Source organism: Serratia sp. CY81684 (assembly GCF_052166595.1).
Taxonomy (GTDB): Bacteria; Pseudomonadota; Gammaproteobacteria; order Enterobacterales; family Enterobacteriaceae; genus Serratia; species Serratia nematodiphila.
Genome location: NZ_JBJNOO010000005.1, coordinates 383929 through 398241 on the forward strand (window position 1 = coordinate 383929; position 14313 = coordinate 398241).

Genomic DNA, 14313 nt, shown 5'->3' on the forward strand with positions numbered 1-14313 from the left:
TGTCCTATAGGAACTTGCTTATAGTCGCCAAAACAGAGCAATTTACGCCGTTCAGGTTAACATAATCCGTTAACTCAAATGGCGGGAGATCGTTACGGAGTCGATTATTCTAGCCGTAGCGTCCGCCTTTGTCTTTAAGATTCAGGAGAGTGCATGGAGTTCAGTGTAAAAAGCGGTAGCCCGGAAAAACAGCGCAGTGCCTGTATTGTAGTCGGCGTTTTCGAACCGCGCCGCCTGTCCCCTATCGCAGAACAACTCGACAAAATCAGTGATGGTTATATCAGCGCATTGCTGCGCCGTGGCGAACTGGAAGGCAAGGTCGGGCAGACGCTGCTACTGCACCATGTGCCCAACATTCTCTCCGAGCGCATCCTGCTGATCGGCTGCGGCAAAGAGCGCGAGCTCGATGAGCGCCAATACAAGCAGGTGATCCAGAAAACCATCAATACCCTCAACGACACCGGCTCAATGGAAGCGGTCTGCTTCCTGACCGAGCTGCACGTGAAAGGCCGCAACACCTACTGGAAAGTGCGTCAGGCGGTGGAAACCGCCAAAGAGACGCTCTACACCTTCGATCAGCTGAAAAGCAACAAGGTGGAGCCGCGTCGTCCGCTGCGCAAAATGGTGTTCAACGTGCCGACCCGCCGTGAGCTCACCAGCGGCGAGCGCGCGATTCAGCACGGCCTGGCGGTGGCTTCCGGCATCAAGGCGGCCAAAGATCTCGGCAACATGCCGCCGAACATCTGTAACGCCGGCTACCTGGCCTCGCAGGCCCGTCAGCTGGCGGACGCCTTCAGCACCAACATCACCACCCGCGTCATCGGCGAACAGCAGATGAAAGAGCTGGGCATGAACGCCTATCTGGCGGTCGGCGCCGGTTCGCAGAACGAATCATTGATGTCGGTGATGGAATATAAGGGCAACCCAAATCCGGACGCTAAGCCGATCGTGCTGGTAGGCAAAGGGCTGACCTTCGACTCCGGCGGCATCTCGATCAAACCGGCCGACGGCATGGACGAGATGAAATACGACATGTGCGGCGCGGCGACCGTGTACGGCGTGATGCGCGTGGTGGCGGAGCTGAACCTGCCGCTGAACGTGATCGGCGTGCTGGCCGGCTGTGAAAACATGCCGGGCGGCCGGGCGTATCGTCCGGGCGACGTGCTGACCACCATGTCCGGCCAGACCGTCGAGGTGCTCAACACCGACGCCGAAGGCCGTCTGGTGCTGTGCGACACCCTGACCTACGTCGAGCGCTTCGAGCCGGAGCTGGTGATCGACATCGCCACCCTGACCGGCGCCTGCGTGATCGCTTTGGGCCACCACATCACCGGCCTGATGTCGAACCACAACCCGCTGGCGCACGAGCTGCTGGGCGCTTCCGAGCAGGCCGGCGACCGCGCCTGGCGCCTGCCGATGGCCGACGAGTACTACGAGCAGTTGGACTCCAACTTCGCCGACATGGCGAACATCGGTGGCCGCCCTGGCGGCGCCATCACCGCTGCCTGCTTCCTGTCGCGCTTCACCCGCAAGTACACCTGGGCGCATCTGGATATCGCCGGCACCGCCTGGCGCTCCGGTAAAGCCAAGGGCGCGACCGGCCGCCCGGTGGCGCTGCTGTCGCAGTTCTTACTGAACCGTGCAGGCCTGAACGGCGACGATTAAATACCCTTCATCTTTCAAGCCGCAGCGTTGTTGGCCGCATTCGTTCACCCCAGTCACTGACTTGATGTCAGCTCCTGGGGATGAACGAACTTGCCGCCTAGCTGCAACTTGAAATCTATTGGGTATATAATCCTCTCAGCAGCGAAGGGGTAGAGTTATCTGCTCCGTTCCCAAAAAGGGCGCAACCTACATGTTGTGCCCTGTTTTTTTATCGGCAGCGGTGGATCCTTAATGAAACAGGCGACGTTTTATTTGCTCGACAACGCGGAACCGTCAGGCGCGCTCAGCGCCCATGAGGCCGTGGCCTGCGCCGTTGCCGCCGAACGCTGGCGCACCGGCAAGCGGGTGCTGATCGCCTGCGAGAGCCAGGAGCAGGCCCAGCGACTGGACGAAGCGCTGTGGCAGCGCGAGCCGCATGAATTCGTGCCGCACAACCTGGCCGGCGAAGGGCCGCACTACGGCGCGCCGGTGGAACTGTGCTGGCCCGGCAAGCGCGGCAACGCCCCGCGCGATCTGCTGATCGCCCTACTGCCGCAGTTTGCCGATTTTGCTACCGCTTTCCATGAAGTGGTAGACTTCGTTCCTTACGAAGACACTCTGAAACAGTTGGCGCGCGACCGTTACAAGGCCTATCGCAGCGTCGGCTTCCATTTGACCACGGCTACGCCGCCAACTCACTGAATACGATAAAGAATGGAAAAGACAAACAGTCAGCTCGATACCGCATACGACCCAAAACAGATCGAACAGAAGCTGTACGATCACTGGGAGAATCAGGGTTACTTCAAGCCGAACGGCGATACCAGCCAGGAAAGCTTCTGCATCATGATCCCGCCGCCGAACGTCACTGGCAGCCTGCACATGGGCCACGCGTTCCAGCAGACCATCATGGACACCATGATTCGCTATCAGCGCATGCAGGGTAAAAACACCCTGTGGCAGGCGGGCACCGACCATGCCGGCATCGCCACCCAGATGGTGGTGGAACGCAAGATCGCCGCAGAAGAAGGCAAAACCCGCCACGACTACGGCCGTGACGCGTTCATCGACAAGATCTGGCAGTGGAAAGCGGAATCCGGCGGCACCATCACCCGCCAGATGCGCCGTCTGGGCAACTCCGTGGACTGGGAGCGCGAGCGCTTCACCATGGACGAAGGCCTGTCGAACGCGGTGCGCGAAGTGTTTGTCCGTCTGCACAAAGAAGATCTGATCTACCGCGGCAAGCGCCTGGTGAACTGGGATCCGAAGCTGCGCACCGCCATCTCCGATCTGGAAGTGGAAAACCGCGAATCCAAAGGCTCGATGTGGCACCTGCGCTACCCGCTGGCCGACGGCGCGAAAACCGCCGAGGGCAAAGACTACCTGGTGGTCGCCACCACCCGTCCGGAAACCGTGCTGGGCGATACCGGCGTGGCGGTCAACCCGGAAGATCCGCGCTATAAAGACCTGATCGGCAAAGAGATTATTCTGCCGCTGGTCGGCCGCCGCATCCGCATCGTCGGCGACGAACACGCCGATATGGAAAAAGGCACCGGCTGCGTGAAGATCACCCCGGCGCACGATTTCAACGACTACGAAGTCGGCAAACGCCACGGCCTGCCGATGATCAACATTCTGACCTTCGACGGCGACATCCGTCAGGAAGCGGAAGTGTTCAACACCCTGGGCGAAGTCTGCACCGACTACTGCAACGAGATCCCGGCCGAGTTCCGCGGCCTGGAGCGCTTCGCGGCGCGTAAAGCGGTGGTTGCCGCCTTCGAAAATCTGGGCCTGCTGGACGAGATTAAACCGCACGATCTGACGGTGCCTTACGGCGACCGCGGCGGCGTGGTGATCGAGCCGATGCTGACCGACCAATGGTACGTGCGCACCGCGCCGCTGGCCAAAGTGGCGGTGGAAGCGGTCGAACAGGGCCAAATCGAGTTCGTGCCGAAGCAGTACGAAAACATGTACTTCAGCTGGATGCGCGACATTCAGGACTGGTGCATCTCTCGTCAGCTGTGGTGGGGCCACCGCATCCCGGCCTGGTACGACGTGAACGGCAAAGTCTACGTGGGCCGCAGCGAAGAAGAAGTGCGCAGCGAGAACAACCTGGGCGCCGACGTGGTGCTGACCCAGGACGAAGACGTGCTGGACACCTGGTTCTCGTCCGGCCTGTGGACCTTCTCCACCCTGGGCTGGCCGGAGCAGACCGACGCGCTGAAAACCTTCCACCCGACCAGCGTGATGGTCAGCGGCTTCGACATCATCTTCTTCTGGATCGCGCGCATGATCATGCTGACCATGCACTTCATCAAGGATGAAAACGGCAAGCCGCAGGTGCCGTTCAAGACCGTCTACATGACCGGTCTTATCCGCGACGACGAAGGCCAGAAGATGTCCAAGTCGAAAGGCAACGTGATCGATCCGCTGGACATGGTCGACGGCATCTCGCTGGAAGATCTGCTGGAAAAACGCACCGGCAACATGATGCAGCCGCAGCTGGCGGAGAAGATCCGCAAGCGCACCGAGAAGCAGTTCCCGAACGGCATCGAGCCGCACGGCACCGACGCCCTGCGCTTCACCCTGGCGGCGCTGGCCTCGACCGGCCGCGACATCAACTGGGACATGAAGCGCCTGGAAGGCTACCGCAACTTCTGTAACAAGCTGTGGAACGCCAGCCGCTTCGTGCTGATGAACACCGAAGCACACGACTGCGGCTTCAACGGCGGCGAGAAAGTGCTGTCGCTGGCGGATCGCTGGATCCTGGCCGAATTCAACCGCACGGTGAAAGCCTACCGCGAAGCGCTGGATACCTACCGCTTCGATCTGGCGGCCAACATCCTGTACGAATTCACCTGGAACCAGTTCTGCGACTGGTATCTGGAGCTGACCAAGCCGGTGGTGAGCAACGGCAGTGAAGCGGAACAGCGCGGCACCCGCCACACGCTGATCACCGTGCTGGAAGCGCTGCTGCGCCTGGCGCACCCGATCATTCCGTTCATCACCGAAACCATCTGGCAGCGCGTGAAGCCGCTGACCGGCACGACCGCAGACACCATCATGCTGCAGCCGTTCCCGGCCTACGACGCCGCGCTGGAAGACGAGCAGGCGCTGAACGATCTGGAGTGGATCAAGCAAACCATCATCGCCGTGCGCAACATCCGCGCCGAGATGAACATCGCGCCAAGCAAAGCGCTCGACGTGCTGCTGCGCAACTGCAGCGCCGACGCCCAGCGCCGCGTGCAGGAGAACCAAAGCTTTATCGCCCGCCTGGCGCGCCTGGGATCCATCGCGCTGCTGCCGGCCGGTGAGAAAGGCCCGGTCTCCGTCACCAAGCTGGTGGACGGCGCCGAGCTGCTGATCCCGATGGCCGGTTTCATCGACAAGGACGCCGAGATCGCGCGTCTGGCCAAAGAGATGGGCAAGCTGGATGCGGAAATCGCTTCGATCGAAGGCAAGCTGGCGAACGAAGGCTTCGTGGCGCGCGCGCCGGAAGCGGTGGTCGCCAAAGAGCGCGATCGCCTGGCGGCCTGCAAAGAAGGCAAAGTGAAGCTGCAGGAACAGCAGGCGACCATCGCCGCGCTGTAATCCACCGGCTCACGCCAACGCCTGAAAACAGCGGGGTCTTCCCCGCTGTTTTTTTATCGCCGTTGCATCCGGGCCGGGTTAGATGTTATTACAAGATATTACTGCTGCAGGGACGCCGCCGGGAAATAACCCCCGGCGCGTTTCGCGCTGCGATAAAAACGAAAAACGAACGTGGTCTCTTTCAATGGCGAGTGTAAACATGACAACAGCAACCCCGGCGCGCCTGCTGGTGCGCCCCATCACTGCGGAAGACAATCCCGCCATTGCTCACGTCATTCGCGAAGTCTCCGCCGAGCACGGCCTGACGGCGGATAAAGGCTATACCGTCTCCGATCCCAATCTGGACGCCCTGTATCAGCTCTATAGCCTGCCGCGCAGCGCTTACTGGGTGATCGAAGTGGACGGCCAGGTCGCCGGCGGCGGCGGCATCGCGCCGCTGCAGGGCGGCGCAGACGATATTTGCGAATTGCAGAAGATGTATTTCCTGCCGGTGTTGCGCGGCAAGGGATTGGCGAAACGCCTGGCGCTGCAGGCGCTGGATTTCGCCCGCCAGCACGGCTTCCGCTGTTGTTACCTCGAGACCACCGCCAGCCTGACGCAGGCCGTTGCGCTGTACGAACACCTGGGCTTTGAACACATCGACCACGCGATGGGCGCCACCGGCCACGTCGATTGCGAAGTCACCATGCTGAAAACGCTGTAATCGCCCCGCCTCTTCATCAGGGCGTAGCTTGCTGCGCCTTTTTTATTAATATCGCAATCAATCAGTAAAACTCGCTATAACGCCGTTTTTCAAGCAGATAAACTGACGTTAAAAACCACGATGTAAATTTATTGTGAAGTTCGTTAATAAATTAATGATCGTAAATTGACCGCCTTTTCCCCCGCGTTACTCTGCCAGTATCCCAATCGCGCACGGAGAGCTGTCATGTCGGAAAATACCTTTGATTACATCATCGTCGGCGCCGGTTCCGCCGGCTGCGTGCTGGCGGCGCAGCTGATCCGCCGCACCCAGGCGCGGGTGCTACTGCTGGAAGCCGGCGGCGACGACAATAACCTGTTCATCAAGATGCCGGCCGGGGTGGCCAAGATCATCGCCAAAAAGAGCTGGCCTTATGAGACGGAGCCGGAACCGCACGCCAATAACCGCCGCATGCAGATCGCGCAGGGCAAGGTGCTGGGCGGCAGCAGTTCGGTGAACGGCATGATCTACCTGCGCGGCCAGCCGCAGGACTACGACGACTGGGCCGAACGCTACGGCTGCGCCGGCTGGAGCTACCGCGAGGTGCTGCCCTACTTCAAACGCGCCGAGGCCAATGAAAGCCTGTCAGACGACTACCACGGCGCCGACGGGCTGCTGCCGGTCAGCGAGAATCGCTACCGCCATCCGCTCAGCATGGCGTTTATCCGCGCCGGCCAGGAGCTGAACCTGCCCTATCGCAACGACTTCAACGGCGACAGCCAGCACGGCGTCGGTTTCTACCAAACCACCACCCACAACGGCGAGCGCGCCAGCACCGCCCGCACCTACCTGAAGGCGGTGCGCGACGAACGGCGGCTGGTTGTGAAACTGAACGCCCTGGTGCATCGGCTGACCTTCGAGGGCAACGTCGCCACCGGCGTGGTCTACAGCCAAAACGGCGGCGCGGAAATGACCGCCCGCGCCACCAAAGAGGTGATCGTCAGCGCCGGCGCGGTCGGATCGCCGAAGCTGCTGATGCTGTCCGGCATCGGCCCGCGCGACCACCTGCAGCAGCTGGGCATCGAGGTGCGGGCAGATCTGCCGGTGGGCAAAAACTTCCACGACCACCTGCACATGTCGATCAACGTCAGCACCCGCGAGCCGATCAGCCTGTTCGGCGCCGATCGCGGCCTGCAGGCGCTGAGCCACGGCGCGCAGTGGCTGGCGTTTCGCAGCGGCGTGCTTTCGTCCAACGTGCTGGAAGGCGCCGCCTTCACCGACAGCCAGGGCGACGGCCGGCCGGACGTGCAGATCCACTTCCTGCCGCTGCTGGACAGCTGGGACGACGTGCCCGGCGAGCCGCTGCCGAACATTCACGGCTTTACGCTCAAGGTCGGCTACCTGCAGCCGAAGGCGCGTGGCGAAGTGCTGCTGCGCAGCAGCAACCCACGCGATCCGGTCAAGCTGCACGCCAACTACCTCGGCCACCCGGACGATCTGGCCGGCAGCGTGCGCGCGGTGAAGTTCGGCCTGGATTTCCTGCAAACCGCGGCGCTGAAGCCGCTGATCAAAGATCTGCTGATGCCGCAGCCGGAATGGACGCGCGATGAGGCGCAGCTGGAGGAGTTCGTGCGCAACTTCTGCAAGACGGTGTATCACCCGGTGGGCAGCTGCCGCATGGGGCCGTCGCCGCAGGACGCGGTGACCGATCCGCAGCTGCGGGTGCACGGTTTTGAACAGCTGCGGGTGATCGACGGCTCGGTGATGCCGCAGCTCACCAGCGGCAACACCAATGCGCCGACCATCATGCTGGCGGAAAAGGCGGTGGATCTGCTGCTGGGCGCGCCGCAGTAAGGGCGCGCCTCAACCTCAGGCGGCGGCAGGCACGCCGCTGTGGAAGCGCAGTTCACTGTCCGGCGACAGGATCAGCTCAGCTTCGAGGCGGCCGAAATGCGCCACCCGTTCGCTGATGTCGCCGCCGGCGATCTGCTCGGCCAATGTCAGGTAGTCCTGATAATGGCGCGCTTCGGATCGCAGCAGCGAGACGTAAAAGCGGTTCAGCTCATCGTCCAGGTGCGGCGCCAGCTTGGCGAAGCGTTCGCAGGATCGCGCTTCGATGTAGGCGCCACAGATCAGTTTGTCGATCAACGTCGCCGGATCGTGGGTACGGATCTCACGGATCATGCCCTTGGCGTAGCGGCTGGCGGTGATCTTGCGATACGGGATGCCGCGCGCCTGCATGATCTCCAGCACCTGCGAGAAGTGATGCAGTTCTTCCTTGATCAACAGCACCATGCGATCCGCCAGATCCTGGCCGTAGGCCGAGCCGTTTTTCGGCAGGATCTTGCGGGTGAACTGGCCCTGGCGGAACAGCGTGTCCGGCGCGCCCTGCGCTTCGTGCAGAAACGCCTCGTAGGGCCGCAGTAGCGCCAACAGCGCGTCGCCGCTCTCTTTGTCCGCCACGTAACGGCGGATCAGCCACATGCCGGTCTGCGCAGCTTTCAGCTCGCACACCAGGTGGTCGGTCAGCAATAGCTGCAGGTTTTCCGGACGGCGCGCGGCGTCGATCCAGGCGTCGGGGGTTTCACAGTGCAGGAAGCTTAAAATCGGGGCTAGCAGAGATTGGTATGTCATGGCGTTTATCAGGGGCCGGCGAGAACCGGCCCATGTGAATAAGCGGGGTTAATTAGTGGCGTTTGCCGTCGTCGTCTTCGTCGATGTAGTCGCCGTCTTCGTCATCCTCACCGTCTTCACCGTTCGGATCTTCGAAGTAGGTGCCCCAGCCGTCGTAGTTGACGCCGCAGCGTTCCGCCAGCGCCACCAGCTGCTCGACCTGGGCGTCGATCAGCTCGGCGTTCAGGCCGACTTCGCTGATCACGTCGCAGCACATCACCAGCGAACCGTCTTCCACTTCCAGCTCTTCGGCGTCGGTCACTTCGTAGCCCAACTTGAAGGCTTCAACGGCGGCCTGCTCCAGAACCTCAAATTTCTCGGCGGACAGATGGTGCTCGATGGTGTAGAGCGCGTCCGGATCGCTGCCGTCTTCCAGCAGCTCTTCGATGATCAGGCGGGTCTCTTCACGTTGTTCTTCCAGCAATTCGCGGTTTGCCATGCCTATATCCTCAAGTCAAATGGCCTTCATTCCTTCTATTTTCACACACCGCCGACATTGCTTCCACGATAAACGTGAAAGATTTCCTCGTCGGGGTTGAAATTGAATATTCATACATATAAAGTGAATTTTAATTCAATTGCACAATCAGGGAATCGGACTATGAGCACCGGCAATGCGTTCTACCAACGTCACTTTCTGAGGTTAATGGATTTCACCCCCGCCGAACTGCAGGCGCTGCTGCAGCTTTCGGCCGATCTGAAACAGGCCAAAAAGCTGGGGCAGGAACAGCGCCGGCTGCAGGGCAAAAACATTGCGCTCATCTTCGAAAAAGACTCGACCCGCACGCGATGCTCTTTCGAAGTTGCCGCATTCGATCAGGGCGCGCAGGTGACCTATCTCGGCCCGAGCGGCAGCCAGATCGGCCATAAAGAGTCGATGAAAGACACCGCCCGGGTGCTGGGCCGCCTGTACGACGGTATTCAGTATCGCGGCTACGGCCAGGCGCTGGTGGAAACCCTGGCGCAGCACGCCGGCGTGCCGGTGTGGAACGGCCTGACCGACGAGTTCCACCCCACCCAGCTGCTGGCGGATCTGCTCACCGTGCAGGAACACCTGCCGGGCAAGGCGCTGAGCGAGGTGAAACTGGCGTACGTCGGCGACGCGCGCAACAACATGGGCAACACGCTGCTGGAAGCCGCCGCGCTGGCGGGCATGGATCTGCGGCTGGTGGCGCCGAAGGCCTGCTGGCCGCAGCCGGAGCTGGTGGCCGAGTGCCAGGCGCTGGCGCAACAAACCGGCGCGAAACTCACCCTGACCGAAGAGATCGCCGAAGGGGTGCAAGACGCCGACTTCCTCTACACCGACGTGTGGGTGTCGATGGGCGAACCGAAAGAGACCTGGCAGGAGCGTATTGCGCTGCTGCGGCCGTATCAGGTCAACATGGCGATGCTGAAACTGACCGGCAACCCAAACGTGAAGTTCCTGCACTGCCTGCCGGCGTTCCACGACGACCAAACCACGCTCGGCAAGCAGATGGCGCAGCAGTACGATCTGCACGGCGGCATGGAAGTGACCGACGAGGTGTTCGAGTCGGCGCACAGCGTGGTGTTCGATCAGGCGGAAAACCGGCTGCATACCATCAAGGCGGTGCTGGTCGCCACGCTGAGCGAAACCCTCTGACAGTCCTCCCCTCCGCCCTGGCGCCCCCGGCCAGGGCGGCTAATATATTCCAGGAATATCAAATAGCGGATTGACCTTTGCCCGACGCGGGCAAAGGTTCTACCGTGACAGGCCGACGGCGCCCGCGCCGTAAAAACCAACGATAACAAACCGTTCTCAGCGCCGCCTTGCGGTGCCTTCAGGGGATATACACCGATGAAAGCCAAACTCTTGCCGCTGTTCCTGCTCGCCGCCCTGCCCGCCGCCGCGTTAGCCGCCACGCCGCCGAATACGCTGGTGGTGGTGCAATCGCTGGATGACATCGTCAGCCTCGATCCGGCGGAAGCCAACGAACTCTCCAGCATCCAGACGGTGCCCAGCCTGTATCAGCGGCTGGTGCAGGCGGATCGCGACGATCCGGCCAAGGTGGCACCGGTGCTGGCGGAAAGCTGGCAGAGCGATGCAGCGGCCAAAACGCTGACGGTGAAACTGCGGCCGCAGGCGGCGTTCGCCTCCGGCAACCCGCTGACCGCCGACGACGTGATCTTCTCCTACAGCCGCGCGGTCAAGATGAACAAATCGCCGGCGTTCATCCTCAACGTGCTCGGTTGGCAGCCGGACAACATCGACGCGCAGCTCAAGAAGATCGACGAACATACCGTGCAGCTGCGCTGGACGGCGGATGTCAGCCCGGCGGTGGCGCTGAATATCCTCTCGACGCCGATCGCCTCGATCGTCGACAGCAAAGCGGCACTGGCCAACGTCAAAGACGGCGACTTCGGCAGCGCCTGGCTGAAGATGCACTCCGCCGGCAGCGGTCCGTTCAAGATGCGTGTCTATCAGCCGCACCAGGCGATCGTGCTGGACGCCAATCCCGCCACGCCGGGCGACAAGCCGCAGCTGAAAAACATCATCATTAAAAACGTGCCGGATCCGGCCACCCGCCGCCTGCTGGTCCAGCAGGGCGACGCCGATATCGCCCGCGAACTGGGCGCCGACCAGACCGACACGCTGAAGAACCAGCCGGGGGTTAAGGTGCTGGAGATCCCGTCCGCCGAGCAAAACTATCTGGTGTTCAACACCGGCAACGGCGCCAATCCGCTGCTGAACAACCCGGCCTTCTGGGAAGCGGCGCGCTACCTGGTGGATTATCAAGGCATCACGAAGGATCTGCTGAAGGGACAATACTTCGTGCACCAGAGCTTCCTGCCGGTCGGGCTGCCGGGCGCGCTGGAGACCAACCCGTTCAGCTACGATCCGGCCAAGGCGAAAGCCATTCTGGCCAAGGCGGGCATCACCCACGCCGCCTTTACGCTGGACGTAGAGAACAAACCGCCGTTCATCACCATCGCTCAGGCGCTGCAGGGCAGCTTCGCCGCCGCCGGCGTGAAGATCGAGCTGCTGCCGGCCGCGGGCAGCCAGGTTTACTCCCGCGTGCGCGCCAGGCAGCATCAGGCGGCGATCCGCCTGTGGATCCCGGATTACTTCGACGCCCACTCCAACGCCAGCGCCTTCGCCTACAACGACGGCAAGAGCAGCACGGTGGCCGGGCTGAACGGCTGGCAGATCCCGCAGTTGAACCAGCAGACGCTGGCGGCGCTGGCCGAAGCCGATCCGGCCAAGCGCCGCGCGCTGTACACCGCCATGCAACAGGAGCTGCAGCGCAGTTCGCCGTACGTGTTTATCGATCAGGCCAAAACCGAAGTGGTGCTGCGCGACAACGTCAAAGGCTATCAACAAGGGCTGAACGCCGACATGGTCTACTACGATCGCGTCAGCAAATAGCCGGCGAGCGGCCATCGCCGGCCAATCGATTGCGGGGCGGCAAAAAACGGCGTTTTAACGCTTGCAGTGGCAAAAAGCGCGAGTATAATGCGCCACAATTTGCCAGGAGAAAGCATGAAAAACGACGTTTGTTTTGTTAGCCGCAATCGACAAAACCGACTGCCTATCGGCGGCCAGCTGCCGTTGTTTCTCCTGTTGCTAAACCGATCGTTTCAAGCCCCTCATTGAGGGGCTTTTTTTTGCCTTAAAAAGTCCCGCGCCACGGGCACGCGTCGAGGAGGAGTGAAAAATGGCCAACCCGCTGTATCACAAACACATCATCTCTATTAACGATCTCAGCCGCGAGGATCTGGAGCTGGTGCTGCGCACCGCCGCCGGTCTGAAAGCCAACCCGCAGCCGGAACTGTTGAAACACAAGGTGATCGCCAGCTGCTTCTTTGAAGCCTCGACCCGTACCCGCCTGTCGTTCGAAACCTCGATGCACCGCCTCGGCGCCTCGGTGGTCGGTTTCGCCGACGGCAGCAACACCTCGCTCGGCAAGAAAGGCGAAACCCTGGCCGACACCATCTCGGTGATCAGCACCTACGTGGACGCCATCGTGATGCGCCACCCGCAGGAAGGCGCGGCGCGCATGGCTTCAGAGTTCTCCGGCAACGTGCCGGTGCTCAACGCCGGCGACGGTGCCAACCAGCACCCGACCCAAACCCTGCTGGATCTGTTCACCATCCAGGAAACCCAGGGCCGTCTGAGCAACCTCAGCATCGCCATGGTCGGCGATCTGAAGTACGGCCGCACCGTGCACTCGCTCACTCAGGCGCTGGCCAAGTTCGAAGGCAACCGCTTCTACTTCATCGCCCCGGACGCGCTGGCGATGCCGGCCTACATCCTGAAAATGCTGGACGAGAAAAGCATCGAGTACAGCCTGCACAGCAGCATTGAAGAAGTGGTGCCGGAGCTGGATATTCTCTACATGACCCGGGTGCAGAAAGAGCGCCTCGATCCGTCCGAGTACGCCAACGTGAAGGCGCAGTTCGTGCTGCGCGCCGCGGATCTGGCCGGCGCGCGCGCCAACCTCAAGGTGCTGCACCCGCTGCCGCGCATCGACGAGATCGCCACCGACGTGGATAAAACGCCGCACGCTTACTACTTCCAGCAGGCGGGCAACGGCATCTTCGCCCGCCAGGCGCTGCTGGCGCTGGTGCTCAACGCAGATTTGGCTCTTTAAGGGGGAACCGCCATGACTCACGACAACAAACTGCAGGTCGAAGCGATCAAATGCGGCACGGTGATCGACCACATTCCGGCGCAGATCGGTTTCAAACTGCTGACGCTGTTCAAGCTGACCGCCACCGACCAGCGCATCACCATCGGCCTGAACCTGCCTTCCAACGAGCTGGGCCGCAAGGATCTGATCAAGATCGAGAACACCTTCCTGACCGAGCAGCAGGCCAACCAGCTGGCGATGTACGCGCCGAAGGCCACGGTGAACCGCATCGACAACTATGAAGTGGTGCGCAAACTGACCCTTAGCCTGCCGGACCACATCGACGGGGTGCTGACCTGCCCGAACGGCAACTGCATCAGCCGCAGCGAGCCGGTGGCGTCGAGCTTCAGCGTCAAATCGCGCGGCGGCGAAGTGCACCTGAAGTGCCGCTACTGCGAAAAAGAGTTCGAGCACCAGGTGGTGCTGCAGGCGGACTAAGCCCGGTATGGGTGCCGGGAGATGGCGCTGTTATTCTCCCGGTGACGCCCTATAATGGGATTTCTGGATAGAACAATCCTCGTTTATCAGGAGAAAACATGTCACGTAACATCAGCACTGAACTCGCCCCGGCAGCCATTGGTCCTTACGTGCAGGGCGTTGATCTGGGCAGCATGATCATCACTTCCGGCCAGATCCCGGTCGATCCGAAAACCGGCGCCGTCGCCGACGACGTGGCCGCTCAGGCGCGCCAGTCGCTGGAAAACGTCAAAGCGATCGTCGAAGCCGCCGGCCTGAACGTTGCCGACATCGTGAAAACCACCGTGTTCGTGAAAGACCTGAACGACTTCGCTACCGTCAACGCCGCGTACGAAGCCTTCTTCACCGAGCACAGCGCGCCGTTCCCGGCCCGCTCCTGCGTGGAAGTGGCGCGTCTGCCAAAAGACGTGAAGATCGAAATCGAAGCCATCGCCGTGCGTCGTTAATCGACACGTACGCGCATCACGGCCAGTGCAGACTGGCCGTTTTTATTTCTGCTCTGCCCCGACAGCCTGTCGTCCCTGCGACTTTAGCGCTCACCGCCGCCGCCTTTTCGCCCTATATTAAGGCGTCGCTACGCCGCACCTGCACCGCAAA

Annotated in this window: 12 protein-coding genes; 10 read left to right on the plus strand and 2 right to left on the minus strand. The window is 61.5% G+C overall.

Annotated features, from left to right (window positions below; translation table 11 throughout):
• The first annotated feature begins 153 nt into the window (after positions 1 to 153).
• From pepA to ACJ8QF_RS19855, 5 genes are all read left to right on the plus strand, one after another.
• A complete protein-coding gene (pepA, locus tag ACJ8QF_RS19835; protein WP_004933352.1) occupies positions 154 to 1665 on the plus strand; it encodes a leucyl aminopeptidase in 1512 nt (503 codons plus the stop codon).
• A gap of 231 nt (positions 1666 to 1896) precedes the next feature.
• Positions 1897 to 2346 carry a DNA polymerase III subunit chi gene (locus ACJ8QF_RS19840; RefSeq protein ID WP_015376463.1) on the plus strand — a complete coding sequence of 150 codons (450 nt, stop codon included), beginning with the start codon at positions 1897 to 1899 and terminating at the stop codon, positions 2344 to 2346.
• A 12-nt stretch (positions 2347 to 2358) separates the two neighbouring features.
• The gene (locus tag ACJ8QF_RS19845) at positions 2359 to 5235 is read left to right on the plus strand and encodes a valine--tRNA ligase (RefSeq protein ID WP_049187794.1); all 2877 of its coding nucleotides are present in this window, start codon (positions 2359 to 2361) and stop codon (positions 5233 to 5235) included.
• Between the two features lie 199 nt (positions 5236 to 5434).
• On the plus strand, positions 5435 to 5938 hold the full coding sequence (locus ACJ8QF_RS19850; RefSeq protein WP_004933360.1) for a GNAT family N-acetyltransferase: 504 nt from the start codon (positions 5435 to 5437) through the stop codon (positions 5936 to 5938).
• A gap of 225 nt (positions 5939 to 6163) precedes the next feature.
• Positions 6164 to 7771, plus strand: coding sequence for a GMC family oxidoreductase (locus ACJ8QF_RS19855; protein ID WP_442537786.1), 1608 nt, complete (start codon positions 6164 to 6166; stop codon positions 7769 to 7771).
• Between the two features lie 15 nt (positions 7772 to 7786).
• Here the strand turns inward: ACJ8QF_RS19855 and miaE are convergent, their stop codons facing one another.
• On the minus strand, positions 7787 to 8551 hold the full coding sequence (gene miaE, locus ACJ8QF_RS19860) for a tRNA isopentenyl-2-thiomethyl-A-37 hydroxylase MiaE (protein ID WP_015376459.1): 765 nt from the start codon (positions 8549 to 8551) through the stop codon (positions 7787 to 7789).
• 52 nt (positions 8552 to 8603) lie between these two features.
• Entirely contained in the window at positions 8604 to 9029 is a 426-nt protein-coding gene (gene rraB / locus ACJ8QF_RS19865) for a ribonuclease E inhibitor RraB (protein ID WP_004933365.1), read from the minus strand.
• A gap of 162 nt (positions 9030 to 9191) precedes the next feature.
• Between rraB and argF the strand changes: the two genes are divergently transcribed.
• The 5 genes from argF to ridA all read left to right on the plus strand — a co-directional run bounded on the left by argF (position 9192) and on the right by ridA (position 14162).
• Positions 9192 to 10211 (plus strand): ornithine carbamoyltransferase, encoded by a 1020-nt coding sequence (gene argF / locus ACJ8QF_RS19870; protein WP_442537787.1) that lies wholly within the window; start codon positions 9192 to 9194, stop codon positions 10209 to 10211.
• A gap of 195 nt (positions 10212 to 10406) precedes the next feature.
• Complete coding sequence (locus ACJ8QF_RS19875; protein WP_442537788.1) at positions 10407 to 11975, plus strand: ABC transporter substrate-binding protein; 1569 nt, start codon at positions 10407 to 10409, stop codon at positions 11973 to 11975.
• A gap of 289 nt (positions 11976 to 12264) precedes the next feature.
• Positions 12265 to 13200, plus strand: a complete 936-nt coding sequence (gene pyrB, locus ACJ8QF_RS19880; RefSeq protein ID WP_049243084.1) for an aspartate carbamoyltransferase — start codon at positions 12265 to 12267, stop codon at positions 13198 to 13200.
• 12 nt (positions 13201 to 13212) lie between these two features.
• On the plus strand, positions 13213 to 13677 hold the full coding sequence (gene pyrI / locus ACJ8QF_RS19885) for an aspartate carbamoyltransferase regulatory subunit (RefSeq protein WP_004933377.1): 465 nt from the start codon (positions 13213 to 13215) through the stop codon (positions 13675 to 13677).
• A 98-nt stretch (positions 13678 to 13775) separates the two neighbouring features.
• The gene (gene ridA / locus ACJ8QF_RS19890; RefSeq protein WP_019453299.1) at positions 13776 to 14162 is read left to right on the plus strand and encodes a 2-iminobutanoate/2-iminopropanoate deaminase; all 387 of its coding nucleotides are present in this window, start codon (positions 13776 to 13778) and stop codon (positions 14160 to 14162) included.
• The last annotated feature ends 151 nt before the right edge of the window (positions 14163 to 14313 follow it).

Coding starts and splice junctions, on each gene's coding strand:
- miaE (WP_015376459.1), bottom strand. CDS start 8,551: ATGACATACCAATCTCTGCTAGCCCCGATTTTAAGCTTCCTGCACTGT.
- ACJ8QF_RS19850 (WP_004933360.1), top strand. CDS start 5,435: ATGACAACAGCAACCCCGGCGCGCCTGCTGGTGCGCCCCATCACTGCG.
- ACJ8QF_RS19855 (WP_442537786.1), top strand. CDS start 6,164: ATGTCGGAAAATACCTTTGATTACATCATCGTCGGCGCCGGTTCCGCC.
- pyrI (WP_004933377.1), top strand. CDS start 13,213: ATGACTCACGACAACAAACTGCAGGTCGAAGCGATCAAATGCGGCACG.
- ACJ8QF_RS19840 (WP_015376463.1), top strand. CDS start 1,897: ATGAAACAGGCGACGTTTTATTTGCTCGACAACGCGGAACCGTCAGGC.
- ridA (WP_019453299.1), top strand. CDS start 13,776: ATGTCACGTAACATCAGCACTGAACTCGCCCCGGCAGCCATTGGTCCT.
- ACJ8QF_RS19845 (WP_049187794.1), top strand. CDS start 2,359: ATGGAAAAGACAAACAGTCAGCTCGATACCGCATACGACCCAAAACAG.
- rraB (WP_004933365.1), bottom strand. CDS start 9,029: ATGGCAAACCGCGAATTGCTGGAAGAACAACGTGAAGAGACCCGCCTG.
- pyrB (WP_049243084.1), top strand. CDS start 12,265: ATGGCCAACCCGCTGTATCACAAACACATCATCTCTATTAACGATCTC.
- argF (WP_442537787.1), top strand. CDS start 9,192: ATGAGCACCGGCAATGCGTTCTACCAACGTCACTTTCTGAGGTTAATG.
- pepA (WP_004933352.1), top strand. CDS start 154: ATGGAGTTCAGTGTAAAAAGCGGTAGCCCGGAAAAACAGCGCAGTGCC.
- ACJ8QF_RS19875 (WP_442537788.1), top strand. CDS start 10,407: ATGAAAGCCAAACTCTTGCCGCTGTTCCTGCTCGCCGCCCTGCCCGCC.